Origin of the sequence: Microbispora sp. ZYX-F-249 (assembly GCF_039649665.1) — a bacterium.
Taxonomy (GTDB): Bacteria; Actinomycetota; Actinomycetes; order Streptosporangiales; family Streptosporangiaceae; genus Microbispora; species Microbispora maris.
In genome coordinates this window covers 16941-42344 of record NZ_JBDJAW010000016.1, presented here as the reverse complement: position 1 = coordinate 42344, position 25404 = coordinate 16941, and the positions used below count along the sequence as shown (strand labels likewise).

27 protein-coding genes are annotated in these 25404 nt (G+C 68.9%); 9 read left to right on the top strand and 18 right to left on the bottom strand.

Annotated elements, in window-relative coordinates:
- Positions 1–117: 117 nt before the first annotated feature.
- On the bottom strand, positions 118–615 hold the full coding sequence (locus AAH991_RS20105) for a hypothetical protein (RefSeq protein WP_346227403.1): 498 nt from the start codon (positions 613–615) through the stop codon (positions 118–120).
- 644 nt (positions 616–1259) lie between these two features.
- Here AAH991_RS20105 and AAH991_RS20100 point away from each other — a divergent pair.
- A complete protein-coding gene (locus tag AAH991_RS20100; protein ID WP_346227402.1) occupies positions 1260–1541 on the top strand; it encodes a hypothetical protein in 282 nt (93 codons plus the stop codon).
- A gap of 628 nt (positions 1542–2169) precedes the next feature.
- Here AAH991_RS20100 and AAH991_RS20095 read toward each other — a convergent pair.
- From AAH991_RS20095 to AAH991_RS20060, 8 genes are all read right to left on the bottom strand, one after another.
- Positions 2170–2670 (bottom strand): hypothetical protein, encoded by a 501-nt coding sequence (locus AAH991_RS20095; RefSeq protein WP_346227401.1) that lies wholly within the window; start codon positions 2668–2670, stop codon positions 2170–2172.
- Positions 2671–2788: 118 nt separating this feature from the next.
- Positions 2789–3508 carry a hypothetical protein gene (locus AAH991_RS20090; protein WP_346227400.1) on the bottom strand — a complete coding sequence of 240 codons (720 nt, stop codon included), beginning with the start codon at positions 3506–3508 and terminating at the stop codon, positions 2789–2791.
- 170 nt (positions 3509–3678) lie between these two features.
- The gene (locus AAH991_RS20085; RefSeq protein ID WP_346227399.1) at positions 3679–4104 is read right to left on the bottom strand and encodes a type II toxin-antitoxin system VapC family toxin; all 426 of its coding nucleotides are present in this window, start codon (positions 4102–4104) and stop codon (positions 3679–3681) included.
- The gene (locus AAH991_RS20080) at positions 4101–4346 is read right to left on the bottom strand and encodes a hypothetical protein (RefSeq protein WP_346227398.1); all 246 of its coding nucleotides are present in this window, start codon (positions 4344–4346) and stop codon (positions 4101–4103) included. The genes AAH991_RS20085 and AAH991_RS20080 overlap by 4 nt, the downstream gene beginning before the upstream one ends.
- 256 nt (positions 4347–4602) lie before the next feature.
- Positions 4603–5118, bottom strand: a complete 516-nt coding sequence (locus AAH991_RS20075) for a hypothetical protein (protein ID WP_346227543.1) — start codon at positions 5116–5118, stop codon at positions 4603–4605.
- Positions 5076–5471 (bottom strand): replication initiator, encoded by a 396-nt coding sequence (locus AAH991_RS20070; protein WP_346227397.1) that lies wholly within the window; start codon positions 5469–5471, stop codon positions 5076–5078. The genes AAH991_RS20075 and AAH991_RS20070 overlap by 43 nt, the downstream gene beginning before the upstream one ends.
- A 151-nt stretch (positions 5472–5622) precedes the next feature.
- Positions 5623–5859, bottom strand: coding sequence for a hypothetical protein (locus AAH991_RS20065; RefSeq protein WP_346227396.1), 237 nt, complete (start codon positions 5857–5859; stop codon positions 5623–5625).
- Between the two features lie 503 nt (positions 5860–6362).
- Positions 6363–6752, bottom strand: coding sequence for a YccF domain-containing protein (locus tag AAH991_RS20060; protein ID WP_428834001.1), 390 nt, complete (start codon positions 6750–6752; stop codon positions 6363–6365).
- 456 nt (positions 6753–7208) lie between these two features.
- Here AAH991_RS20060 and AAH991_RS20055 point away from each other — a divergent pair, with 456 nt between their 5' ends.
- A complete protein-coding gene (locus AAH991_RS20055; RefSeq protein ID WP_346227395.1) occupies positions 7209–7571 on the top strand; it encodes a hypothetical protein in 363 nt (120 codons plus the stop codon).
- Between the two features lie 43 nt (positions 7572–7614).
- Here AAH991_RS20055 and AAH991_RS20050 read toward each other — a convergent pair whose 3' ends face one another.
- Both AAH991_RS20050 and AAH991_RS20045 read right to left on the bottom strand, forming a co-directional pair.
- On the bottom strand, positions 7615–8397 hold the full coding sequence (locus AAH991_RS20050; protein WP_346227536.1) for an alpha/beta fold hydrolase: 783 nt from the start codon (positions 8395–8397) through the stop codon (positions 7615–7617).
- Between the two features lie 75 nt (positions 8398–8472).
- Positions 8473–9345: a YwqG family protein gene (locus AAH991_RS20045; protein ID WP_346227394.1), complete on the bottom strand. Its 873-nt coding sequence runs from the start codon at positions 9343–9345 to the stop codon at positions 8473–8475.
- A 565-nt stretch (positions 9346–9910) separates the two neighbouring features.
- Between AAH991_RS20045 and AAH991_RS20040 the strand changes: the two genes are divergently transcribed.
- The gene (locus tag AAH991_RS20040; RefSeq protein ID WP_346227393.1) at positions 9911–10291 is read left to right on the top strand and encodes a PLDc N-terminal domain-containing protein; all 381 of its coding nucleotides are present in this window, start codon (positions 9911–9913) and stop codon (positions 10289–10291) included.
- Positions 10292–10328: 37 nt separating this feature from the next.
- On the opposite strand, the gene AAH991_RS20035 is transcribed toward AAH991_RS20040, so the two are convergent.
- Both AAH991_RS20035 and AAH991_RS20030 read right to left on the bottom strand, forming a co-directional pair.
- On the bottom strand, positions 10329–11330 hold the full coding sequence (locus tag AAH991_RS20035) for a hypothetical protein (RefSeq protein ID WP_346227392.1): 1002 nt from the start codon (positions 11328–11330) through the stop codon (positions 10329–10331).
- Between the two features lie 109 nt (positions 11331–11439).
- The gene (locus AAH991_RS20030; RefSeq protein WP_346227391.1) at positions 11440–11757 is read right to left on the bottom strand and encodes a winged helix-turn-helix transcriptional regulator; all 318 of its coding nucleotides are present in this window, start codon (positions 11755–11757) and stop codon (positions 11440–11442) included.
- Between the two features lie 172 nt (positions 11758–11929).
- Here AAH991_RS20030 and AAH991_RS20025 point away from each other — a divergent pair, with 172 nt between their 5' ends.
- Positions 11930–12832, top strand: coding sequence for an NmrA family NAD(P)-binding protein (locus AAH991_RS20025; RefSeq protein WP_346227390.1), 903 nt, complete (start codon positions 11930–11932; stop codon positions 12830–12832).
- Between the two features lie 46 nt (positions 12833–12878).
- On the opposite strand, the gene AAH991_RS20020 is transcribed toward AAH991_RS20025, so the two are convergent.
- Positions 12879–13463 (bottom strand): dihydrofolate reductase family protein, encoded by a 585-nt coding sequence (locus AAH991_RS20020; RefSeq protein WP_346227389.1) that lies wholly within the window; start codon positions 13461–13463, stop codon positions 12879–12881.
- A gap of 107 nt (positions 13464–13570) precedes the next feature.
- Positions 13571–14362, bottom strand: coding sequence for a hypothetical protein (locus AAH991_RS20015; protein ID WP_346227388.1), 792 nt, complete (start codon positions 14360–14362; stop codon positions 13571–13573).
- Between the two features lie 162 nt (positions 14363–14524).
- Here AAH991_RS20015 and AAH991_RS20010 point away from each other — a divergent pair, with 162 nt between their 5' ends.
- Positions 14525–17629 (top strand): ATP-binding protein, encoded by a 3105-nt coding sequence (locus AAH991_RS20010; RefSeq protein ID WP_346227387.1) that lies wholly within the window; start codon positions 14525–14527, stop codon positions 17627–17629.
- A 10-nt stretch (positions 17630–17639) separates the two neighbouring features.
- Here the strand turns inward: AAH991_RS20010 and AAH991_RS20005 are convergent, their stop codons facing one another.
- Together AAH991_RS20005 and AAH991_RS20000 are read right to left on the bottom strand one after the other, a co-directional pair.
- Positions 17640–18488 carry an ABC transporter permease gene (locus AAH991_RS20005; protein ID WP_346227386.1) on the bottom strand — a complete coding sequence of 283 codons (849 nt, stop codon included), beginning with the start codon at positions 18486–18488 and terminating at the stop codon, positions 17640–17642.
- The gene (locus AAH991_RS20000; RefSeq protein ID WP_346227385.1) at positions 18485–19468 is read right to left on the bottom strand and encodes an ATP-binding cassette domain-containing protein; all 984 of its coding nucleotides are present in this window, start codon (positions 19466–19468) and stop codon (positions 18485–18487) included. Before AAH991_RS20000 ends, AAH991_RS20005 begins: the two co-directional genes overlap by 4 nt.
- A 248-nt stretch (positions 19469–19716) precedes the next feature.
- Here AAH991_RS20000 and AAH991_RS19995 point away from each other — a divergent pair, with 248 nt between their 5' ends.
- From AAH991_RS19995 to AAH991_RS19980, 4 genes are all read left to right on the top strand, one after another.
- Positions 19717–20550: a CPBP family intramembrane glutamic endopeptidase gene (locus AAH991_RS19995; RefSeq protein WP_346227384.1), complete on the top strand. Its 834-nt coding sequence runs from the start codon at positions 19717–19719 to the stop codon at positions 20548–20550.
- The gene (locus tag AAH991_RS19990) at positions 20547–21692 is read left to right on the top strand and encodes a sensor histidine kinase (RefSeq protein ID WP_346227383.1); all 1146 of its coding nucleotides are present in this window, start codon (positions 20547–20549) and stop codon (positions 21690–21692) included. The genes AAH991_RS19995 and AAH991_RS19990 overlap by 4 nt, the downstream gene beginning before the upstream one ends.
- Positions 21689–22348: a response regulator gene (locus tag AAH991_RS19985; protein ID WP_346227382.1), complete on the top strand. Its 660-nt coding sequence runs from the start codon at positions 21689–21691 to the stop codon at positions 22346–22348. The genes AAH991_RS19990 and AAH991_RS19985 overlap by 4 nt, the downstream gene beginning before the upstream one ends.
- Positions 22349–22425: 77 nt before the next feature.
- Positions 22426–23646, top strand: a complete 1221-nt coding sequence (locus AAH991_RS19980) for an SRPBCC family protein (protein ID WP_346227381.1) — start codon at positions 22426–22428, stop codon at positions 23644–23646.
- Here AAH991_RS19980 and AAH991_RS19975 read toward each other — a convergent pair whose 3' ends face one another.
- Positions 23647–25374 carry an IlvD/Edd family dehydratase gene (locus AAH991_RS19975; RefSeq protein WP_346227380.1) on the bottom strand — a complete coding sequence of 576 codons (1728 nt, stop codon included), beginning with the start codon at positions 25372–25374 and terminating at the stop codon, positions 23647–23649. It abuts the gene before it with no gap.
- Positions 25375–25404 lie beyond the last annotated feature (30 nt).

Below are 25404 nucleotides of genomic sequence, written 5' to 3'. Positions count from 1 at the left end.
GGCGCTCCGCGCCGCCTCGCGGCCCGTCGCCCGCTCGGCGGCCGGGCATGCGGCCTGGGGGCCGGTCCCGGCCGCCGGCAGCTCGGTCCGTCCGCCAGTAGCGAGCACCCTGTCACCTCATGAGGTCGAGGGAACTGGCATCCCTCTTTCGGCCTCCAGCACCGCACGCTCACCCAAGGGACGGCTGAGCCGTACGGTCACCTGGTTGAGGATTCCCACAGCGGTGCAGGCCCGTGCCCCCACGTGCACGTGCGGGTGCTCCTCCACCACGATCAGAACCGCATGCTCAGACTCCACGGCGCGGGCGGTGTAATCCGCGCCACAAGCTCCAGCGGACAAGGCCCCAACAAACTCAGCGGTAAGCGTCTGTCCGTCCCTATGCACGGTCACCTTCTCGATTGACAGAACGCCGAGACTTCGGCCATATCCCTCCCGCCGAGGAGGTGTTGGAGTAGCACCGACGCCATCTCTCGCGAAAGCTTGCTCATAACGTTCAAGAGCCTGCCGTATCTGGGCATCGAGCCGCCGGTCGTTCTCCGTGACCATCCACCACAGCAGCGCCGCCAGAACCAAGGTGACCGAGGCGGCGAGCGCGACCCAGCGCTTACGCGTCATACACATGAAACGTCGGCCGGTACTTCTGGGTTCACACGATCTAACGATCGGGAGCGTGTTGCCGTCCTCCTCGCTGCTCAAGTGTCCCGGCCGAGCCCGCCGAGTCAAGGGCGCCTACGGCGTCGCACGCGATCAGCTTCGCTGACCCTTGACACGGTGGTCCCGTCCTGGGTGTCGGCAGCTACGAGGAGGACGGGGGCGGAGCAGGGGCCGGGGGCGCGCGCATGGCGTGCCGCCGCAGTCGTGTGCGTGATCGTCGTGCAATTGGCGTGCAATTAGCCAGGGTGACGAGGGGGTAACCACGGTCACTCATGACCCGTCCGAAGCCCAGGTCAGCCGCCCTACGAGGCATGATCTGTGCGATTCCCAAGCTGACAGCGCGGGTTCGATTCCCGTCACCCGCTCCAAGCCCGAAGGCCCAGGTCAGGACAGCAATCCAGACCCGGGCCTTGATTGTTTTCGAGGCGCTTCATTCTTCTCGGGCCATCAGCGGGCCATTAGGTCTTGTTCCAAGCTTGGATCTTGGATGCTGTGGTCGGGCCACTGAACCGATGGGCAGCCATGGAGCGCGAACCCGTCTACTACCTTGCGAAGTCCGAGGGCGGTGACGTCAACACGAAGATCCTTCCGAAGACGCCATCTACATGATGATCGAGGATTTCACCCATCCGGATAACACCTACGTCATCATCGAGCCCGACGAAGAGGACTCGACCTGGTTCGCCTCTGTAGCTCTCCTGGAGGACGGACGTTACGAGGTTGAATACCGTGACACTCTCCACCGCGAGCATCGTGTAACTGTCAAGGGCGGCGCTGCGCGCCGCCTCGCGGCCCTGCGCCCGCTCGGCGGCCGGGCGTGCGGCCTGCGGGCCGATCCCGGCCGCCGGCGGCTCGGGGCGCACGTCTACTCCGCCGCACACCCATGAGCCGGACGACTCGGTCATGCTCAAGCCGCGGAAGTCAGTGCCTCCGCTGCCACCAAGGCCACTCAGGCGAGGCATGCGGATCCAGCGACGTCCGAGCGAGAAACCGCCTGTCCAGCGGGAGAACCAAGGAGTACAGGTAGAGCCTGGCCCATGGCGGCAAAGCCATGAGCGCCTGCTCAAGCCTCCAGCGTGGGGCCACTCCGCAGCACTCAGGGCACATACATGTCGGTGCGATCCGATCAGCGGATCCGGGGACCACTGCTTGTGTCCACGCGAGCAACGCCTCGGCTACCTCGCCCGGCCGCATTTTGGTGTGTTCAAGCCTGATCACCGCGGCCATGGGACGACGGCCGAGACCAGGGACCTGATGGATCGAGGCTCTGTGAGTTCCGCACACCGACCCACGTGCACGGACCTGCGAGGGGCGCCTACGAGGCATAGCCCTTTCTGATCGACGTCATAGACATGATGATCGCACCCCGGTACCCCGTCCCTCCACATGCCCAAGCGGAACAACCAACGCCTCCGGCGGGGGGCTCCGGCTCCGGGGTGACCGCCAAGTCCCGCGCATCGTCTCTGACCGTAACTGGCTGAGGTAGGGGGCCTGAGGCATGCGCGTCCGCGCAAGCTACGGCTCCTGGTCCTCATCGGTAAGGACTCCGGTGCCATGATGAGTTGCCAGGAAGGCGGCGACCTCTGCGGGATCAGCTTGCTGAGTACCCGGGCCGTCATCATCTCGCCCTTGGTACGCAGCCAGAAGCTCGCCAATCAGTTCATCGTCGAGCCGGGGGACGACGTATTGCGGCGTGGTACCTCGTAGGAAGAGCAGGGAAGAGACACGGCGAGCCGGGCCGGGAACGTCGCCGTGCTTGTCCAAGACCCTCCCGAGGCGGAGCCGAGGAGCGGCCGCCACGAGGTCGTCAAGCAGCGGCGTCTCTTTCCAGTTCCACCATCTCCTGATCTCGTCGTCTGGAACCTCACGATCAATAGCCACCAAGGAGATGGCATAGGTGAAATCCATCACAAGGTCATCTTGACCGCTCTTCACGCCCTCGGCAGGCAGCTCTGGTGGGTGGGCCATTAACGGGCCATTAAGCAGGGTGACGAGGGGACAATCACGGTCACTCATGACGTGATCCATGCAATTCCCAAGCTGACAGCGCGGGTTCGATTCCCGTCACCCGCTCCACGTACGAAGGCCCAGGTCAACCTATGGCCTTGCACATGACCGAGCCTCATGCGTCTCCTCACTTCGACCGGTGAGAATGACTTTGGCGAGCACTCAGTCCAAGGTCACCGATGGCAGCCGCAGTGTGAAGGCCCGCGCCCGCGCATTGCCATACTGCGGTTCCCTCCACCAAGGCAGCATGTAGGCCAAGCCGGTGCTCGGGACAGGTCGGCCACACTCCCCAGATGTGTTCCATGACGACGTCCTGAGCTGCGTCTGCGATCTCGACAAGGGCGACGCTGACGTCTCGTCCGCTGCTCGGCCAGATGGCAGGACCGCCACAACCGCCGCAGCACTGCACCCGCGCGCAGCCGCTGTCATCCCAGTCCGGGATAACGATTGTCAGCACCGCATCGATACCTGAGGCGCGGACATCGCCTTCCACGACCTTCACTGCTGTCTCCAGCGTGGCCCATAATTGATCGAAGCCTGTCACCCTAAGCAGGTCCCGCCCGAGATAGGCCACTTCCTCAGATGTCAACTCCGCTGTCGGGCGTTTCAGGATCTCTTGCACCGGAGGGCGGCCTGCATCGAGTTCCTCTATTTGGCACGCAAGCTCGACCACCGGCTCGGCGCGAAGGTCGCCCTCACGCAGCCCCCGATAGATCTGAGCGGCAAACCGCCCAGCGTCGTTTCCGTCCTGGTAGATGGAGTGCACGTCAGGAATTGTCTCCCTGCTCGACTTGAATGACCAACGCGAGGCCAGGTAGAGAAGCGGCCAGGCCACGACCTTGATCACGTGCCATATGCATGCCAGAACGGACGGCGACCAGCGGTGAATCGCGGAGATTCATGGTCGCTCGGCCAGCCCTGACCTGCGCCCCTGTTTTCGCAGCTCAGCACGGCAAGATCAGTAGTCTATTTCCAAGCTGACAGCGCGGGTTCGATTCCCGTCACCCGCTCCAAGAGCTAAGCGAGCACCTCCGGCAGCAGCCTGAACGCGGCCACATGCCGGGGCCGGATTAGGCCGAAGTCGCGCCGGTCGATCGTCGCTATCTGTGTGATTCCCAGCCGCTCGGCGATTGCGACTACGGACACATCTGCAGGGTCGAGGCGAGCATCCTCGTAGAGCCGGACGAGTTCGGCCATACGTCGTACGTCAGCGGCAAGCAGATCGACCAGCTCGAACTCCTCAATGACGAGATCAAGGAACTGCGCGTGTACGGCCGGTCCCATGTGCCTGTTGATCGTCCAACCAGCCTCGATCAGGATGGTCGAAGGAAGAAGCAACGGCCCTTCCAACTGCTCAAGGAGTCGCACACATGAGGCATGGTGCTTGTCATCGCGATCGACAACGGCGATCAGCGGCTCTGTGTCCAGGAGCGTAGCGGTCACACCGACCGATTGAATCGCTCCGCCAGCAGATTTTCGACCCGTTCCGATAGATCGCCTTCTCCGGATGCGCCGATTCCCGCGATCGACAGTCGGCGACGCCGTACCGGTTCCGACAAATCATCGTTCGCGGCCTCAGCGAGTTCCGGGTCTGTCTTGACCAACCGCAGCAGCCGACCCGCCTGGTCCGGCGACAGCCGGTCGACCAGGTGATGAAGCTCCTCATGCGCATGCCCGGCGCTCATACTCCGAGTCTACGCTGGCGATCTCGCTAGCGGCAGGAACACGATGGCGTACCCGTGGCGTGCCCGTTCGGTTGGCGGCGATCAGTGGGGAGCTGCGGGGACTCACGGTGACTCGACCGCTGTAGGCCCAGGTCAACGTACTCCCAGCTCAGAGCGCATGGTCCTGAAAGACTTCCCAAGCTGGCAGCGCGGGTTCGATTCCCGTCACCCGCTCCAATCTTCAGGGGCGATAAGCCTCGCCAGTGAATCACGAGCACTACGCGCTAAGCCTCCGGCGCGCATACCGCTGATCAGGGTCTCCGAACTCCAGGCCGTTCTCATCGAGAGCGTTGTAAATCGTCACCCGACCGTGCGGGAAGAGGAATCCAACCGCCACCATCCCTTGCGCCATGTCCTCCCCTATCCACGTCAGCAGCTCCACGGCCTGCAGCCTCTGCCCCAGCAATCGCGCCAGATCGTCAGGCACACCCCCTCGCCATGCCAGCCGGAATCCCTCCCCCGCCCAATCCAACGGCCGAGCCGGATTGACCGTGTTCCACGTGATCGAGATCTCATCGAACTTCTGGTGGACGATCTCGATCTGCTCGCCCTCGAAGTCCAACAGGACCAGGCCATCGGAGAACCAGACATCCTCGTCGAGGTCCCACACCAGCAGAGCGCACGTCAGCCTTCGCCCTTCCAGCATGGCCAGTCTCCGACCATGTGCGGCGGCGACTGCTGAAGTCCCGCTCAGCCATACGGGCCTGTATCCGCTGATCCCGAAGTCGAACATCTGACGATCATTCCGGGAGCCGGCGTGAGGACGTCAAGCCCATTACGAGCCTGTTGTGACACCGACGAGAGAGAGTCGACGTCCGTGCCAGATGCGTGCCAGAACGGACGGCGATCAGCGGTGGATCGCGGGGACTCACGGTCACTCGGCCAGCCCTGACCTGCACCCCTGTTCGCGCGTCGGCCCGCAGTTCCACGAGGTGGCGCTGGTCGTCGTCGGCCTTGTCGGGAAGGTTGATTCGGATCGTGGTCGAGGTGCCAGCCTTCCCGGCACTGCGCCCGCCGGAGTTGCCGGTTGCGCTTGGCGCACGGCGGGCACTTGCTCTCCAACGTGGCCCCGCACGGGACGTCCATTACCTCACCTGTCCGGTGAGGATGTCCTGCCGCCGCAGCGGAACCGGCCGGATACAGACGCCGTACTGCTTGGCAATCTCTTCCACGACCTCACGGGCCAGCGGTTGAGCCATCCGGGCGGCGCGAGGTGCGGAGCGGTCGTGCGGGTTGGTCACCGGTGACCGTCCCACGCGCTGAGGGGGTCGAGGAGGTCGGCCGGGCCGAGACCGTCAACGATGACGGTGGCCTTCTCGCCGCACTCGTGGCACTCGACGATCCCTCGCACGGGGTCGAGCCACAGCACATCAAGGGCGGCGCTCCGCGCCGCCAGGCGGCCCGAGCCTGCGGGCCCCACGCTGCGCGTGCGGCCCGGGCCGTTCTCGCGCGCGCCCGCCGCTCGGACCGCCACGGAATGTACGCCGAGCACAGATAGGCGAGACTCGCGAGATGACTAGATTGAGCCCCGGCTCTTCGGGGGAGCTGACGGATCCCGATGGCCGCACCTGGCAAGTGCGGAGGCGCAAGCTTGACCCCAGGACTGTCCGGAGCCTCGTACGCCGCCGCGACGTTCCGGTATTGCTAGGCGAATCCGGCGGCTTTGACTTGCGGTGGGTCGTGGACGAGGAGCGGGTTGCTCTTTCGGAGCTGGTACGCCGGAACTACGCATGCATGTCTGAGTCTGCGACCTCTGACACCGTGTACATGGGCTACGAGTTCGGCGATGAAACTGGGCAACGTCTGCTCTACATCGAGGAATGGTGCTGAGGCTCGAAGGGATCGCCATACGTCCAGGTCAACGTCTCACCGCGTCAGCCGTGCCCCCGTCGTCGTCACGGCGCTCGAGCTGCTTGTTGATCGCATCAGCGATCACTTCGTCCGCCCCGAGAAGACCCACTCGTCATCGCAGGCCACTTATCCGCGGCTCACCGGAACGATGTCCTTGCCCAGCGGCATCAGCGAAATCGGGATCATTTTGAGGTTCGCGATCCCCAGCGGGATGCCGATGATCGAAATGAACAGCGGGATCGCGGTGGCGATGTGCCCGATCGCCAACCAGATCCCGGCGACGAGCAGCCAGATGACGTTGCCGAGCACCGACCACGCACCGGAGGACGGTTTGTCGGCGACGGTCCGGCCGAACGGCCACAGCGCGTAGCCCGCGATACGGAACGACGCGATGCCGAACGGGATGGTGACGATGAGGACGCAGCAGATGATCCCCGCCACGACGTAGCCTAATGCGAGCCACAGGCCGGCGAAGATCAGCCAGATGACATTGAGGACAGTGTTCATAGTGCTCACTGTCCCACCCGGCCGGCTCAGCAGGTAGCGGACCCTGAGGTCCTCGAGCCCCGGGCCCGACTCGGCCGCGAGCTCGGCCCGCCCCACGAGAGAGTCGCCCTACTACCGGGGTTCACATACCAGGGGGCGATCTTCATCTCTACGGGCGAATCCACCGCTGTCGAACCGCGCGCTCGAAGCCCACCCGACCAGCTGCTCAGTCAGGGTCGCCACAAACAAGTGCTCCTGCGCCTCGTCATCATCACCGATAAGCGCCACAGGCCATTCCTCCGGCGTGCCCATTGTCGTCCAGCCAAGGTAGTCGCCGTCGATTGTGGAGCCCCACAGAACAAACCCCCGGGCTCGGGTCACATCGCCCGCGGAAATTCTTCGGGGTGCGCGCAGGTGCGCGGCATCTGGCTCCCGTGCCACCATGACGCCGTGTTCAGAGTCATTTACTGGCGAGGCTACCTGCGTGTGAACAAGCAGGCCGGAGCCGAACGAGTAATCGCCAGCATGGGCAAGGCCGTGGGAGAGCCCTTCACGCTCCTGTCCTACGAGCGCTACTGGAAGATCCCGGAGTTGGCCGCGGTCCAGATGACTTCCCCGCTCGGGATACAGGAGCCGCAGGAGGCCGTATTCCGTACCCTGCTCGTGGCGCAGAGGATTGCCTTCCCCTGGTCCGTCACCTGCAATACCTTCGACGACGACCTGGAATTCGAAGGCATCGCCACCAAGACGGTCAGTGCTCACTTCACTGTGCCCGGTGTCGACTGGTTGCTGTTCTCCGTGACCACCGACGAACCTGCACGCCGGCCGGAGCAGGAACACCCCGCGTGATCCTCCTCGCGATTCTCAACCGACAGCGCAGGTTCGCCTCCCGTCACCCGCTCCACTTCTCTCTGCGTAGATTCAGGTGTCCAATCAAAACACTCAGCAGAGCCTGAGGATCCTCAATATGAGGATCATGCCCTGTCCCCAGTGACACGTGCCGGACCAGAGGCAGTTCCCGAGTAATTGCTTCAAGCTGTTTTTCGAGCCAGAGGCAGTAGGCGTTCCACGCCGTGACGAGATGCTCCGGGAACATTGCTGCGAAAGCCGAAGCGTCGCCGCTGACGACAAGGAGCGGACAACGCACAGCGCGATAGACGGTGCACAGGCCCAGGGCGTCTATCTCCTTCATGACCTGCAGGAACTCCTCCGGAAGCCCCCGGCCCATCTCAGCCAGGAACCCGGTCATCGCCCGGCAGGCATCGGCTGCCGAGACCTCGTCCAGACCGAAGAACTGGTCTGGACGCGTCGGATTGCCATGACCATCAAGGTTCACCGCGAGCGGACACTCCGCATGTTCGCCGGCCCACAACGCGGCGACCATACCCCCGAGCGAATGCCCGACGATCATAGGCCGGTGAAGTCCATACTCCTCGACAACGGCAGCGACATCCGCGAGCGCCTCGTCCCATGACCATGGCGCCTCGCCGGACTCCCCATGCCCACGGTGATCCATCGAGACCGCGCGAAATCCGTTGCTTATGAGAAGCCCAGCAAAGGAATCCCAATCCCTGCGGGATCGTCCTCCCCCATGGAGAAGGAGAACGTCCCTGCCGTTTCCCCCGTAATCCTCTGCCGCGACCGGCACGCCACCGGCCACAACCCTGCTGACCATCCCCACGTCGCCAGCCTCCCGCCTTCGAGTGGACCGGACAAGGCGCAAGCGCGCGTGACGCGCATACCGGCGGGGCTACGAGCACTGGCCGACCATCTCCACCGGACGCTCCGGGCACGCCAAGCAGACGAAGAGGTACATCGACCCTGCGTCGCCGAGCATGATGTCTGCGGGTTCCTGAAGCTCCGGGACTTGATGGCGACGTAGCAGGTGCTGCTCTTCCAAAGGTGTCCATCTCTTGCGGGAGTGGACGTTGTGCTCCCAGCTTGCGACCGTCAACAGGTGCTCCATCTCATGGCCGCGGCTGCACTCGACCTTGACCGGATCCTGGATCCAGTCGATCCACCCCCCGACCTTGCTTCCCGGAGCCACTGACAGGTGGGAGAAGTACTCCCAGCCATCGGGGTTCGGGAAATTCTCCTCCCAGTCCCGGATGCGAGCCCTGAGCTCAGGGGACAGTTCCCATCCGGCCGGATACTCCCCCACTCGCTCCGGCGACAACACGCACGCGGCAGGCAGATACAACTCCTCGCTGTCGGCATGGGGTTCGGGGACCTCGGTGAGGAGAGACCCGGCTGCCGTCGCCTTACGCCAGCGTACGACCGGGTGAGGCTGAAAGAACGGCTCGTGATCGACCGGACACCACAGCAATTGAAAAGTATCGGTGTCGTCGGGAAACGGCAGCTCCGGGACATCGCCGACGAAGAGCTGAAGCACTGGAACCAGCGGTAGCGGATCAAACCCTTCCGGGGGATCATGCGTCTCAGGCGCTGGGCAGATGGGCCAGGGTTCATCGGCCGGCCACAACAACGGCCCGCCCATAGAACTATCCGTGATGGTCGGCGCACCGCGGCGCGGATGCAACCGGACGGTCGTCCTGCGCCGGCCTTCCAGCTCAGGGAAGACGGCCGCTACATCAAAGGGTGCCGGGGGCGTCGTCAGCCCCATGCTCATCACTCCGATCGCCAGGACAACCTCGTATTGGCACACCGTAGGACAGAGGGCCGACAAGATGGAGCCCCTGACCAGGACTGCGCTCGGCGTGCCGTAAGCGTGTCATCGAGCAGGGCGACGAGGGGGCGACCATGGTTGTCCAGCCGTCCCTGTCCCTGCAACTCCCGCAGATCGACGTCAAAGTCGATCACGTCATCCGACAGGAACCGGAAGATCGCAAGTACCCCTGGGGCGGGCCAAACACGAAGACGTGGGCACTCGAAACCCATACATCCGGCAGCGTTCCCATCGAGTTCGGATCGAAGAAACTCCTCACTTCATCCCACACCAAGTCCGACACCCCGCCATCGTGCCCGCCTATGTGCGCCGATGCATCTAAGCCGTGAGCGACCCTGATCGCGTGCGTGCCGAAACAGGGGATGCGCCCGGGTTGGTGAGCACTACGCGCTGAGGGTGAATCGCGCAGCCGTATCGGAAAAGCTTCCATACCGGGAAAGCCGCGTCAGACGAAGATCGGATCCACTACGCTCTGCGCGTCTCACACTGGGAGGATTCCGAAATGCCCCTCATCTACGGCGGGTTCGGTCTGGTTCTGCTCGCCTTATGGATCTTCTGCCTGTTCGACGTGATCGTCACGGCGGAGGAGGACTGCCGCAACCTGCCCAAGGGGTTGTGGATCATGATCGTCCTGTTCCTCCCCGAGGTCGGATCGATCCTGTGGCTGCTCCTCGGCCGGCCGCAGGGCGTGATGCGGCCCGGCGGACTGCCCTACAAGGGCAACACCGGGCGCTTCCCCGAGTACGACCGGCCGGGCCGATTCGTCCCCTCCAACCCCGACGACGACGAGGAGTTCCTCCGTCGCTGCCGGGAGCGGGCCGAGGAGCAGCGCCGGGCCTACCGCGAGCAGCAGCGTCAGGCGGACAAGAACCAGGACCAGTAGGGCCCGGTAACGGGCGAGCCCAAGCCGGCCTGCGCGATCAGGTCGCGGCCAGCGGTACGCCGATCTGGATGTCGAAGTACGCCACGAGATCATCTCCCTCCGCGGCGCCCCGCCGTGCGTCGATGATCACGACCGTTCCGGCCACGATGCCGGCGAAGCCGGTGCCGGACCGCCGGGACTGTTCGATGCGCTCGGTGACCGGACGGCGGACGGCCTCGGTAAGGAAGGTGAGGCCGTGCGGGAACTCCTCGCTGAGCAGGTGTCGTTGCCGGCCCGACTCGATCAGGCTGCCGATGCCGAACTGGGCCGAGACGATCCGATCACCGCGGAGGGCGACCCGGAAGTAGCCGTTCGACTGGGGCCGGTTGCAGCTCTGCTGAGGTGGATAGAAGCAGTCGTAACCACCAACCAGGAGATCATCGACGGCGGAGCTCATCGTGGTCGCGTAGTGCTCGGAGCCGAACGGCCAGCGCCGCACGGAGGCGCCCCGGGCGGTGACGATCAGCCCGGTGTGCCCGTCGTAGCTGTAGTCCGCGTGCGTGTCCCGCCACCCCGTCCGGGGAATGTCGTCACTTCGTCGCGTCGCACGTGTCTTGACATCGCGATCGAAGTCGTCGATCTCCTGTCGCACGCGATCACCGGCGTCGGGCCAGATCGCGGTCAGCGCCGGCGCCGCGGCCGCGGCAACCTGATTCTCATGGTCCGCCTCGGTGGACGGGAACCATGCCCAGGCGAGCCGGTCGTCGCGGTCGAGCAGGAACTGCGCTACCTGCGGATAGACCGTCTCCGCCTCGTCGCGGCGAGCGATCCGGCACCATACGGCACGGCCGTCCGCGTTGGCTCGTACTCGCGCGCAGAACCAACCGGCTTTCCGCAACGGCCGGGTGAGAGCCCCTGCCGTACCGTCGGTCGGAGCCTCCTCGGCCTGCGAGTCCTCACCCGCCGCCTCATGCTCGTAGACACCGGCGGGCGGCAGCGACGGTGGCTCGTCCAGGGTGCAGCCCGTCAGCGCGAGCGGACCGAGGCACGTGATCAGCAAGATCGCGACACGAACTCGACGGGCCGGCCGAGGCCGGCATCCGGGCCCGGAGGATGGGCCGGACACGGAGTTCATCGGCCCGGCTCAGGACGGCATCGCTTCAAGTGACTCACGCGTGCTCCCGATCCCAGCGGCTGCGGGCCGCGGCGACGGCATCCTTGTGATCGCGGGACCAGTCGGCCAGGGCGAACACCATGTCCGCCAGGCTCTTCCCCATCGGCGTGAGCCGATAGTCGGTCTGCGGCGGGATGGTCGGGTAGACGGTCCGTTCGACCAGCCCGTCGCGGCACAGCCGTTTGGTCGTCAGCGTGAGCATCCGCTGCGAGATACCGGGAATCGCCCGCTCCAGCTCCCGGAAGCGGCGTGTTCCCTTGGACAGCTCGACCAGCACCAGTACGGTCCACCGATCACCGAGCCGGTCGAGCACATCACGGATCCCACAGTCGTCATCACCACACGGTCCGGTGGGAACAGGGCCGTCGGCCTGTGGGATTACCGCCGTGTTCGTGACTGACACGAAAGTGCCTCCTTACGATGCCGCGGTGCGGCGCGGATGATCGGGTGCTGTTCCAGCCTGCACCAACATCGAGGAGCTTCGAATGATTCTCGTCACCGGCATCTCCGGCGGGCTCGGCGGCCTGATCTTCCGTGGTCTGTCCGCGCAGGACGGCCTTGACGTGGCCGGCGGCACCCGCTCGGGCGACGGGGCGGCCGCACGCCGGATCGACTTCGACGACCCGGCCTCACTTGCCGAGGGCTTGCGAGGCGTGGACGTCCTGGTGTTCGTCTCGGCCGGATACGCCGAGGACGACGTCGTGCTGGCCCGCCATGGCGCGGTCGTGGACGCGGCCGAGGCCGCGGGTGTCCGGCACGTCGTCTACACCAGCCTGGCGAGGTCGGGCGACCTGCTGACGATCGCGCTGCCGCACCGCTGGACCGAAGCGCGCCTCGCCGCGGCCTCGTTCGATGTGACGATCCTGCGCAACGGTCTGTACGCCGAGGTTCCGGCCGGGCTCGCCGCGGCCGCCGCCGCATCGGCCGCCGAGACCGGCGTCTTCGCCGCCGCGTTCGGCGCGGGGCGGGTGTCCGTCGTGGCGAAGGAGGACCTGGCCGAGGTCGCCGCCCGGGTCGCGGCGGAGACCCAGCGCGACCTCGCCGCAGGCCACCGCGGCCGGCACGCGGGCAAGACCTACGAACTGGAGGGCGTGGACGCGATCGGCGGTCAGGACGTCGCCGAGGTGTTGAGCGACGCCCTGAACCGCCCGGTCTGTTACCGGCCGATCCCCCTGTCCGTCGCACGCGAGGCACTGGCCGGCAGCGGCCTGGAGCCGTACCAGATCACCCACACGCTCTCGATCTTCTCCAACATCGGCGCCGGACGCCTGGAGGCTCACGGCACCGATCTGACCGCTCTCCTGCCGGCCGGACCCCGCGCCGCACGAGACCGGATCGTCCAGGCTGCCGGAGAGAGCGCCCGCCGGCTCGTCACCAGCCGGACCTGACGGCAGCGCGGTAGGGGCCCGTCTCCTCGCCGACTCATCTTTTCCCTCATCCGCCGCCAGGTCGGTAGGTGGCGATGACGACACCGGTCCGGGTCGTCGTGGAGTCGACGAGTTCGAAGGACTCCGGCGAGGTCTCGTCGAACAGCCGGCGCCCCGAGCCCAGCACCACCGGGTGGATCAGGAGGACGAGCTCGTCGACCAGGCGGTGCGGCAGCAGCGACCTCACCAGCACTCCGCTCCCGAACACGACGAGGTTGCCGGCCAGTTCCTCTTTCAGACCGGGCACCGCGTCCGCGGCGCCGCCCTTGAGCAGGGTGGAGTTCTGCCAGGTCAGCGGCTCGGTCAGCGTGGTGGATGCGACGTACTTCTGTACGCGGTTGAGCGCGTCGGTGAACGGGTTCGGCTCCTGTGCGGGCCAGTAGTCCGCGAAACGCTCGTAGGTGGTCCGGCCGGCGAGCAGGGACCAGGCGTCCGTCATCCGGGCGCCCATCGCCTCCTGCATGGCGGGGTCCTGGCGCCGGGTGGCCCATCCCCCGTGCCGGAATCCGTCCCGGAGGTCCTCGTCGGGGTGCCCCGGTGCCTGCATGACGCCGTCGAGTGTCAGGTGCTCGATCGCGACGACCTTGCCCATTCCGCGTCTCCTTCATAGTCGGGTTCACCCTCTACACGAACGGCAGACGGCCGGATCGACAGTGAGGCCTCCCCCGGTTTCCCGCGAATCGCTCGTCCGCGAAATGGTCACGCGCCCCCGCGCCCGATGCTGTGTAGTCGCCGGCGACCAGGAGGGCGTACGGCGAGGGCCAGGACGGCGCAGTAGATCGGGAGGAACACCTCCCACGTGTCGCCGGGCGCCTCGGGCACCACGGGGCGCAGCAGTTCGTACGCGATGCCGAGGAGAAGCGCCGCGAGCGGATAGAGCAGGGACCGCCGGACGGCCGCCTCGCCCCTCTTCCACCGGACGGCCAGGGAGGCGAGCACCAGGACGATCGCCACGAGGACGGCGGCGAGCGTGATCACCATCAGCGGGTCGCCGAGGCGCGGCGGCAACGACGCCGGGTTGCCGCCGGCGCCGCCGTCGCTGCGCGGCCAGTTGTAGGTCGCGGCGGTGAGCGACGCCGCCGCGACGGCGAACACCGAGACCTTCGCGGCGATCGGCAGCGCCGGGCGCCCGTCCGGGAAGATCGCGGTCGCGAGCAGCAGCGGCGTCATGACCTGCGGCACCCAGATCCAGTAGTGCAGCCACGAGTTCCAGCTCGCGGCCAGTCCGTCGGACGCGATGACGAGGCCCGGCAGCCGGCACACCAGCCCTGCCACGCCCAGCAGTCCGCCGAACAAGAGGATTCGCCCGATACCGCGGCTTTGGGGCCGGCCGCCCGCCCACGCTCCCGCCAGCAGCATCACGCCCGCGCGGAGGGCCTCCACCACGGTCACGCCGCGGACAGTAGAACCGTCGGCGACCAGCGTGACGATGACGGGGAGGGCGGCCAGTCCCGGCAGCGCCGTCCCCCGGAATGGGAGCGAAGCCCGCATGGCAGACATCATCCGCTCACAGTGGTCCCGCCTCCAGATCGTTGCGCTTCCGCCCCGCTGCCTCTCCTGGCGTCACATCCGAGAACCGCCGCCGTCGCCGGCCGGGGTGCGGGACCGAAAACGAGAACGGGCGGACGGCCCGGTGAAGCCTAGACTGGCGCCATGCCGATCGACCTGAGCCTGCTCGCCGGGGTGCGGTGGCGGGGGCAGCCGGTGGTCGGCGAGAGGGCTCGGGCACTGCTCGCGGCCCTGGCGTCCGCTTCCCGGACCGTGAGCGCGGACCGCCTCGTCGCGCAGGTGTGGGGGGACGACGAACCGGCCAATCCGGCCAAGGCGCTGCAGGTCCTGGTGTCCCGGACCAGGACGGTCGTGGGGCCGGAGGCGCTGGTAACGGAGGGGGGCGGCTACCGGCTCGACGTCCCGCCCGACCGGGTCGACGCCGGCCGGCTGCATGGTCTGACGGAGCGGGCGCGGGCGCTGCTCTCCGAGGACCCGGCCGCCGCGGCCGTGGCGGCCAAGGAGGCTCTCGCGCTGGGCGTCGGAGCGCTGCCGCCGGACGGCGGCGGCCCGCTGGCCGAGGTGCGCGGGCGCGCGGCACGCGACCTGGCGGCCGCGCGGGTCGTGCTCGCCCGGGCCCGGAGCCGCAGCGGCGACCACGACATCGCCCTGCCCGAGCTCGAGGAGGCCGTGCGCGTCCGCCCCGAGGACGAGGGACTGCTCGCCGATCTCCTGCACAGCGAGGCGACGGTACGCGGAACGGGCGCCGCGCTGGACCGGTTCGAGCGTTACCGGTCGGACCTGCGCGACCGGGTCGGCGCCGACGTCGGCCCGGAGCTGCGGCGGGTCCATCGTGAGCTCCTGGCCCTCGACAATCCCGTGCGCGCCGGCGTGCGTTTCGACACGACCCCGCTGCTCGGCCGCGACGACGACCTCCGGCGGGTACGGGCCCTGCTCGCCACCTCCCGGGTGGTCTCGATCCTCGGCCCGGGCGGGCTCGGCAAGACCCGGCTCGCCCATGCCGTCGCCCGGGAGGCCCCGCAGCCGGTGGTGCACTTCGTCGAGCTGGTCGGCGTGACCGCGCCCGAGGACCTGGTCGGCGAGGTCGGGTCGGTGCTCGGCGTCCGCGACTCGGTGACCGGACGCCGCACGCTCACCCCGCGGCAGCGCGCCGACATCCGGGCCCGGATCGCCCAGCAGCTCGATCCGGCCCCGACGCTGCTGGTGCTCGACAACTGCGAGCATCTGGTGGAGGCGGTCGCCGACCTGGTCGCCTATCTGGCCGCGACCACGCGGGAGCTGCGCGTCCTCACCACGACGCGCTCGCCGCTGGCGATCGCCGCCGAACGCGTCTATCCGCTGCCCCAGCTGGGCACCGCCGACGCGATCGAGCTGTTCCGCGACCGCGCGACCGCGGCCCGGCCCGGTGTGCACCTCGACGAGGATGACGTACGCGCCGTCGTGACCCGCCTGGACGGCCTGCCGCTCGCCATCGAACTGGCCGCGGCGAAGGTGCGGGTGATGTCACCGGCCGAGATCGCCCGGCGGCTGGAGGACAGGTTCTCGCTGCTGCGCGGCGGCGACCGGAGCGCGCCCTCCCGCCACCAGACGCTGCTGGCGGTGATCGACTGGTCCTGGAACCTGCTGGGCGAGCGGGAGCGCCGGGCCCTGCGCCGCCTCTCGGCCTTCCCGGACGGCTTCGCCCTCGACGCCGCGGAGGAGGTGCTCGGCGACGGCGCTCTGGGCGACGTCGAGGAGCTCGTGGAGCAGTCCCTTCTCACCGTCGTGGAAACGGCCGGGACCGTCCGGTACCGCATGCTCGAGACGGTGCGGGAGTTCGGCCGGATGCGGCTGGACTCGGCCGGCGAGACCGACGAGGCGCGGGCCGCCGTACGCGCGTGGGCCCTCGGTCACGCCGACCGGCACGGCGCCCGGCTGTACTCGCCGGAGCAGGTCGACGCGATGGACCGGCTGCGTGCGGAGGAGACGAACCTCTCCGACATCCTGCGCGAGGCCCTCGCCGACCCCGACCCGGAGGCCGTCGTGCTGCTGTTCTCGGCTCTGGGCGGCTTCTGGTCGATCAGCGGAGACCATCCGCGCAGCATCGTTCTCACCCCCGCCGTCGCGTCCGCCCTGACTGGCTGGACGCCGCCACCCCGGCTCCTCGACCGGACCCGGGCGGCCCTGAGCATCGCGCTGTTCAACACCATGATCGTCCCGCTGGAGGAGTCCGGGACGCTGGCGCGGCTCCTGTCCGGGCTGGGCGCCGGCTCGGCGAACCCCGCCCTCCGGGCGGCGGTGACCGCCCTGCTCACAGCGGCGTCGGATCCCGAGCGCGGCCTGGACAAGCTGACCGCCGATCCCGACCCGATGATCCGCCGCATCGCGCTGCACTGGCTGAGCCACGGCCGGGAGAACGTCGGCGACCCGGTCGGCGCGATCGAAGCGGCCCGAGCCGCCCTCGAACTCGTCGCCGATGACGGCGGTCCCTGGCACCAGGCGGTGCTGCACACGCAACTGGCCGGCCTGTACGCGCACCTCGGTGACACCGCGTCGGCCTCCCGGCATGCCGTCGAGGCGCTCCCGGTGCTCGAACGCCTCGGGGCGGTGGACGACGCCGTACAGATCCGCGCCTCCCTCGCCATGGCGGCGCTCGCCGAGGGCCGCCGCGACGAGGCCGCGCGGATGGTCGACGATCTGGAGGCGCTCGCCTCCCAGGGCACCTACGGGCAGGTCCTGTCGGTCGCGGCCGCCAGGGCCCAGCTGACCCTCGCCGACGGCGACGTCGCCGAGGGACTGCGGCAGCACCGAGAGACGGCCGAGGCGCTGCGGAACCTGCGCGTCCCGGGCGCGGGGGACGGCGTCACGCCGTGGGGCGTCCTGGGCGAGGTCGTCGCGCTCTCGGCGTTCGCTCTGTACGGCGAGGGCGACGACGGCGCGGACCTCTTCGAGTCGTTGCGGGGCAAAGTCCGGACCGCCTTCGCGCTGCACCACACGGACTACCCCGTGATGGGGATGGTGCTCGCCGGGCTGGGCATCTGGGGCCTGCGCAAGGGGGCGCTGCCCGCCGAGGAGGCGGTCCGGCTGCTCGTGCTCGCCGACAGGTTCGCCTACAACCGGTTCGTCCCGACGCTGCAGTGGCCGGTCCTGTCCGCGCACGCCGAACGGATCGCCCCCGGCGTCATGTCCCGCATCGAGGCCGAGTACGGCGAACGACGCGGCCCCGACCTGCTGGCCGAGGCGCGTGCCGTCCTGGAACGGCTGTTCTGACACCGGCCGGCTACATCTTGCGGGAGTACGAGCGGACCGCCAGCGGGGCGAAGACCGCGACGACGACCGCGCAGCCGATGACCGCCCAGCCGACCTCGGCCGTCACGGCCCCGTCGTTGAACAGGTCGCGCACCGCGGAGACGACGTGCGACACCGGGTTGACCTTCACGAACGCCTCCAGCCAGCCGGGCAGCGTCTCGGCGGGGACGAAGGCGTTGGACAGGAAGGTGAGCGGGAACATGATCATCATCGAGATCCCCTGGACGCTCTGCGCGGAACGCGCCATCGTGCCCAGCCAGGTGAAGATCCACGCCAGCGACCAGCCCGCGATCACGGTGAGCGCGACCCCGCCGACGCAGCCGAGCACACCGCCGCCGGGGCGGTAACCGATGAGCAGGCCGGTGACGACCGTCAGCACCGACGCGATGCCGTAACGGATCAGGTCGGCGATCATCGGGCCGGCCAGGGGGGCGATCCTCGCGATCGGCAGGGACTTGAAGCGGTCGAAGACCCCCTTGTCCATGTCTTCGCGCAGTTGCACGCCCGTCGCCATGCAGACGGTCAGGGCCGTCTGGGCGAGGATGCCGGGGATCAGCACCGGGAGGTAGTCCGCCACGCTGCCGGAGATCGCGCCGCCGAAGATGAACGCGAACATCGCGGTGAACAGCAGCGGCTGGATGAGGACGTCGAAGAACTGCTCGGGCTTGCGGCGCATCTTCTTCAGGGCACGCCACGCCATGGACAGGGTCTGGACCCAGGTCTCCTGCAGCGAACTGTGCGACGTCGTGCGGGCGACCACGGCGGACGGGTCGACGCGCCGGGGGTCGAGCGGGTTCGGGGCAACGGTGGTCGTGGTCATCGGGCCGCCTCCATCTGGGGCTTCATCTGGGATTCGTCGTCGGCGCCGTGGCCGGTCAGCGCCAGGAAGACCTCGTCCAGCGTCGGCTTGGCGACACTCACCGAGGAGATGCCGAGGCCTGCCTCCCGCAGGCCGATCAGGACGTCCGCGGCCCGGTCGGGGTCGGGGAGGGGGATGTTCATGCGCCCCGATTCCGGCGTCAGGACCGGGTCCTCGCCCAGCAGCCGGCGGACGACGTCCGCGCCCAGGGCGACGTCGGCGCCCTCCACCAGGCGGAGCTGCAGGGTCGACTCGCCGACCTGGGTCTTCAGCGCGTCGGGAGTGTCCTCGGCGACCTTCCGGCCCCGGTCGATCACGGCGATGCGGTCGGCCAGCTGATCGGCCTCGTCCAGGTACTGGGTGGTCAGGAGGATCGTGGAGCCGTCGGTGACCAGCTCGCGGATGGTGTCCCACATCTGGCCCCGGGTTCTCGGGTCGAGGCCGGTCGTGGGCTCGTCGAGGAAGATCAGGGGCGGGCGGGTGATCAGGCTCGACGCCAGGTCGAGACGGCGGCGCATGCCGCCGCTGAACTGGGACAGGGGACGGTCGGCCGCCTCCTGCAGGTCGAAGCGGTCGAGCAGGTCACCGGCGATGCTCTTGGCCCGGGTGCTCGTCAGGCCCTGCAGCCGGCCGAACAGCCAGAGGTTCTCCCTCGCGGTGAGGTCCTCGTCCACCGAGGCGTACTGCCCCGTCACGCCCACCAGCTGCCGGATGCGGTGGGGCTCCCGCCGGACGTCGACGCCGAAGATCTCCGCATGCCCGCCGTCGATGGGCAGCAGGGTGGCGAGCATCCGGAGCGTGGTGGTCTTGCCCGCCCCGTTGGGGCCCAGAACTCCGAAGATCTCGCCCTGCCGTACGTGGAGGTCGATTCCGTCCACGGCCCGGAAGTCGCCGAAGGTCTTGACCAGACCGTCGGCCCGGACGGCGCTGAGGTCCGCCATGACGCGTCTCCTCTCTCCGCCGGGTACCTCCCGGCGTACGAGAAGAGCTTCCGTGCCGCCGGATTCATCGCGGCTTCACGCCGGTTTCACCCCTGACCTGGTGGTTTCACCAGCTTTTCCCGCGCTGTCCCCCGTGAGAGCTACCCGCGAATGTCCACCGCGCGGTGACGATTCCCGGCCGCCGGATCCCTAGCGTTTCTCCCCGTAGCCGCGGCGCTCCGGTCGCGGAATCCTCCGAAGGAGTCGTCATGCGGCTGTTGAAGCAGCTCGTGCCCGTCGCGCTGGTCGCCTTCGCCGGCGGTACGGTCGTGGGCGTGGTGCAGGGGAACGCGTTCCTCACCCTGATCCTCGGTGTCGCGACCGCCGTCCTCGCGGTGTTCGTGTACGGCTGGGCGGTGCGATGGTCCGAGCGCCGCGCGCCGGTGGAGGTGGCCGGGAAAGGCGCCGTCCCCGCCGTCGGCCGGGGACTGCTGATCGGAATCGGGATGTTCGCGGCCGTCATCGTGAACCTCGCCTTCCTGGGGTACTACCGGGTCGACGGCCTCGGCTCGGTGACGGGCGCGGCCGGGCTGCTCGGCTTCATGGCCGCCGCCGCCGTGACGGAGGAGCTGCTGTTCCGCGGCGTGCTGTTCCGGATCGTCGAGGGGTGGGCCGGCACGTGGATCGCGCTGGTCCTCACCGGCCTGGTGTTCGGCCTGATGCACCTGACCAACGAGCACGCCAACCTGTGGGGCGCGATCGCCATCGCGATCGAGGCCGGCGGCATGCTCGCCGCCGCCTACGCCGCCACCCGCACCCTGTGGCTGCCGATCGGCCTGCACTTCGGCTGGAACTTCGCCGCGGCCGGCATCTTCAGCACCGAGGTCTCCGGCAACGGCGCGAGCCAGGGGCTGCTGCACAGCGTGACGTCGGGCCCGGCCCTGCTCACCGGCGGCGACTTCGGCCCGGAGGCGAGCCCGTACGCGGTGGTGTTCGGCCTGGCGCTGACGGTCGTGTTCCTGTGGCTGGCCCGCCGGCGCGGCAACCTCGTCCCCATGCGGCGCGACGCCCGGGCGGACGCGACCGCTACGCTCACCCGGTGATCGACTTCCGGAGGGTCCCGGACCTGTGGCGGCGGTGTGACGTCGTGGTCCGGGACGCGCCGTTCGGGCTGCTGCTGGCCGTCGTGTCGCTGCTGCCGGCCCTCTACGGCAAGGGAACGCAGGTCGGGGACATGCCGGTCCGTCCCTTGGACGCACTCGCGTACGTGGTGATCGCTCTGGAGTGCCTTCCGCTCGCCGTACGCCGCCGATGGCCGGCCGTGTGCCTGGCTCTGGTGACGCTCGGCTTCGTCCTCGACCAGATCCGCGCCTACCACGTCTTCGCGAGCAACGCGATGACCGTCGCGCTGATCAGCGCGGGCGCCCATCTGGAACGCCACCGGCGCACCACCGTGATCCTCCTCTCCATGGCGTACGTGCCGCTGGCGGTCGCGCTCGACCGGCTCGGCGCGACCGAGAAGGTGGAAGGGTACGTGGTGTTCTACCTGACGCTGGTCCTCGCGTGGGGCATCGGCGCCTGGCTGCGCTCCACCCGGGCCGCCGAGGCCGAACGCCGCCGCCACATCGCCGAGGCCACCCGCGCCGCGGAACGCACCCGCATCGCCCGCGAGCTCCACGACGTCGTGACCCACCACGTGACGGCCATGGTCGTACAGGCCGAGGCGGCACGCTACCTGACCGCCGCGCCCGATCGCCTCGACGCGGCCCTGAGCGCCGTCACCGACACCGGCCGGCGGGCCATCGCCGACCTGCGGCACCTGCTCGACCTGCTCAACCCCGACCACGACACCGACACGATGCCGTCGGTCGGTGAATTGCGCACCCTCGTGGAGCAGACCCGCCGGGCCGGGCAGCCGGTGGAGTTCACCGAGGAGGGCACGCCGGCGGAATCGCGCGGCAGCGCCGAAGTCGTGGCCTATAGGGTCGTCCAGGAATCCCTGACGAACGCTCTCAAATATGCCCACGGCAGCCCCACGGTGGTCCGTGTGCGCTATGGCAAGGAGATCATCGTGGAGGTCGGCACCGACGGATCCGGTTCGCGGGCCGGCTCGCCCGGCGGGAGCGGCCGGGGCCTCGCCGGGCTCCGCGAGCGGGTGAACGCCCTCGGCGGCGAGTTCAGCGCCGGGCGGGCGGACGGCGGCTTCGTCGTACGGGCGCGAATCCCCGCGGGGAGCCCGTCGTGAACGCGCCGGTCCGGGTCCTGGTCTGCGACGACCAGGCGCTGATCCGCACCGGGTTCGCGACGATCATCGACGCGCAGCCCGACCTGGAGGTGGTTGGCGAGTGCGGGGACGGCCGCGCCGCGGTCGACCTCGCCCGCCGGCTGAACCCGGACATCGTGGTGATGGACGTGCGCATGCCGGTGCTCGACGGCATCGAGGCGACCCGCCTGCTGGCCGGCGCCGGGGTCGAGCATCCGGTCAAGGTGCTCGTGGTGACGACGTTCAACCTGGACGAGTACGTGTACGAGGCGCTGCGCGCGGGGGCGAGCGGGTTCCTGCTCAAGGACGCTCCGCCGGCGCAGCTGCTGCACGGCATCCGCACCGTCGCGTCGGGTGCCGCGCTGCTGGCGCCCGAGGTGACGCGGCAGCTCGTCGGCAGGTACGCGGCGCGGATCCGCCCCGCCGAGAGCACACCGGACGACGTCGCGCTGACCCCGCGCGAACTGGAGGTGCTGCGCCTCATCGCCGACGGCCTGTCCAACAGCGAGATCGCCGCGGAGCTGGTGATCAGCCAGGAGACCGTCAAGACGTACGTCTCGCGCATCCTCACCAAACTCGGCCTGCGTGACCGCGTGCAGGCGGTCGTCTACGCCTACCGCAGGGGCCTGGTGACCTGAGGCCCGCCGGCCCGGCATCGCCTCCCGCCGAATGGGTAAGGCGGTCGCGAACGAGGGGCGGACAAGGGGGAGTCGCCATGGTCGTCAGCACTCGCGCCGGGGCGGAACGGTCCCAGAACATCACCGTGGTCCGGCAGGCGCCACCGATGTCCCGTACGGTCTCCGCGGCGGGGCTCGGCGCCGTCGGAGGCATGGTCACCGAGTATCTGTTCGATCCCGAGCTCGGGCGGAGCCGCCGCGCCCGGCTCCGGGACAAGGGCGTCCGTCTGACGCACGGGGTCAGGAACGGAACCAGGACCGTCGTCCGCGACGTCCGCAACCGAGGCCAGGGCGTCCTCGGCGCCGCCCGCTATCGGACCACCGGACGGGAGGCCGACGACGAGGTCCTCCACGAGCGGGTACGCGCCGAGCTGGGCCGTCACGTCCGCCACCCGCGTGAGGTGGACGTCCGCGTGGAGAGCGGTCACGTCACCCTCACCGGTGACGTGCTCGACAGGGAGAGCCGGAGGGCGCACCGGGCGGTGGCGCGGATACCCGGCGTCGCGGGCGTGGACGCGAGCTGGACCACCCACCACGACGCCAGGCGAGCGCCTCGGTCGCGGGAAGACGGCGGGCCGATGGAGGCGCTGCAAGACCTGTTCCGGCAGAGGTGGTCACCGGCCGGCAGGTCGCTCACCGGTCTGGCCGCCGCCGTCGTCTGGTCGCTGTCCGGACGCCTGCCGCGGCCGCTCGGCTACCTGGTGCGCGCCGGCTGCGCGGTCCTGGCCGCACGTGCCGCGACGAACCTGCCGCTGCGGCGGCTCACGGGCATCGGAGCGGGCCGTGACGCGATCGACGTAGGGGACTCCATCTCCGTGGCCGCGCCGGCCGAGGAGGTCTGGCCGGTGCTGAGCGACTACGGCCTCTTCGCCCGGTGGATGCCCGACGTCCTGGACGTACGGCGCTCGGACGACGGCGGGCGGTCCCAGTGGCGGGTCTCGGGACCGGCCGGAGTGCCGATCCGGTTCGAGGCCGTGGAGACCGCCCGGGAGGAGGGCCGCAGGATCGCCTGGAAGACCACGGAAGGGCAGTTGGTCGCCCACTCCGGCGAGCTCAGTGTGACGCCGGAGGACGCGGGCCGAAGCCGCATCCAGGTCCGGCTCACCTACAATCCGGCGTTCGGCGCGGTCGGTCACGCGGTGGCGAAGATCTTCGGAGCCGATCCCGGACGCAAGTTCGCCAAGGACCTGATGCGGCTGAAGTCGCTGATCGAGACGCGCAGGGCGCCGGTCGGCGCCGGCGCCGGTCCGCGAGAATGATCAGTGGGAGTGGCGGGGCGGGGCGCTGCCGCTGCCGCCGGTGAGGAAGTCCAGGTCCGCGCCCTGGTCGGCCTGGAGGACGTGCTCGCTGTACAGACGCACCCATCCGCGGTCGGCGGCCGGTCCCGGGGGCTGCCACGCGGCGCGACGGCGCCCGAGTTCGGCGGCGTCGACCAGCAGGTCCAGACGGCGCGCCGGGACGTCGAGCCGGATCACGTCGCCGGTGCGCACGAGGGCGAGTGGGCCGCCCACCGACGCCTCGGGAGCCACGTGCAGGACGCAGGTGCCGTAGCCGGTGCCGCTCATGCGGGCGTCGGAGATCCGCACCATGTCGGTGACCCCCTCGGTGAGCAGCCGCCGCGGCATGGGCATGTTGCCCACCTCCGGGAACCCCGGGTAGCCGCGTGGTCCGGCGTTCCGCACCACGATGACCGTGTCGGCGGTGACGTCCAGATCCGGGTCGTCGGCCACGGCGATGTAGTCCTCGATCCGGTCGAACACGAGCGCCTGTCCGGTGTGCCGCAGCAGGTGCGGCGAGGCGGCGGAGACCTTCAGCACGGCCCCGGACGGCGCGAGCGACCCGCGCAGGACGACGGTCCCCGACCCGGCGGGCTGGAACGGCTCCTCCATGGTGCCGATGACCTCCCGGTTCCAGCACTGGGCAGCGCTGACGTTGTCGGCCACGCTCTTGCCGCTGACGGTGACGTGGTCCATGTGCAGCAGCGGGGCGATCTCCTTCATCACCGCCGGGAGCCCGCCGGCGTACGCGAAGTCCTCCATGAGGTACGTCCCGGAGGGCATCAGGTTCACCAGCATGGGCACGTCGGCGGTGAGCGTGTCGAAGTCCTCCAGCGACAGGGGTACGCCGAGACGCCCGGCGATCGCGAGCAGGTGCACCACGGCGTTGGTGGAGCCGCCGATCGCGGCGTTGACCCGGATGGCGTTCTCGAACGCCTCGCGGGTGAGCACGGTGGACAGCCGCTGGTCCTCCTCGACCATGGCCACGATCCGCCGCCCGGCGGCGTGCGCGAGCGCGTACCGGCGGGAGTCGACCGCCGGTACGGCGGCGGCCCCCGGCAGCTGGACGCCCAGCGCCTCGGTCACGCAGGCCATCGTGGAGGCGGTCCCCATGGTCATGCAGTGGCCGCGGCTACGGGACATGCAGATCTCCGCCTCGGCGCAGTCGGCCGCCGTCATCCGGCCGGCGCGCTGTTCCTCGGTGAACCGCCACACGTCGGTGCCCGAGCCGATGTCCCGGCCACGGAACTTGCCGTTCAGCATCGGGCCACCGGTGACCATCAAAGCGGGCAGGTCGACACTGGCCGCGCCCATCAGCAGCCCGGGCGTGGTCTTGTCGCAGCCGGACAGCAGCACCACTCCGTCGAGCGGGTTGGCCCGGATCAGTTCCTCGGCCTCCATCGCCAGCAGGTTGCGGTAGAGCATGGTCGTCGGCCGCATCAGCGGCTCCCCCAGGCTCATCGCCGGAAACTCCAGCGGCAGGCCGCCGCTCTCCCACACACCGCGCTTCACCGACTCGGCCAGATCGCGCAGATGGGCGTTGCACGGCGTCAGTTCCGACCATGTGCTGGCGATGCCGATCACCGGCCGGCCGTCGAAGACGTCGTCCGCGAACCCCTGGTTGCGCATCCACGATCGATGGATGAACCCGTTGCGGCCCTCCGCGCCGAACCACTCCTGACTGCGCAACGGACGATTCGTCATCGACATCGGCACACCTCTCTGTCGTTTCGATTGTTG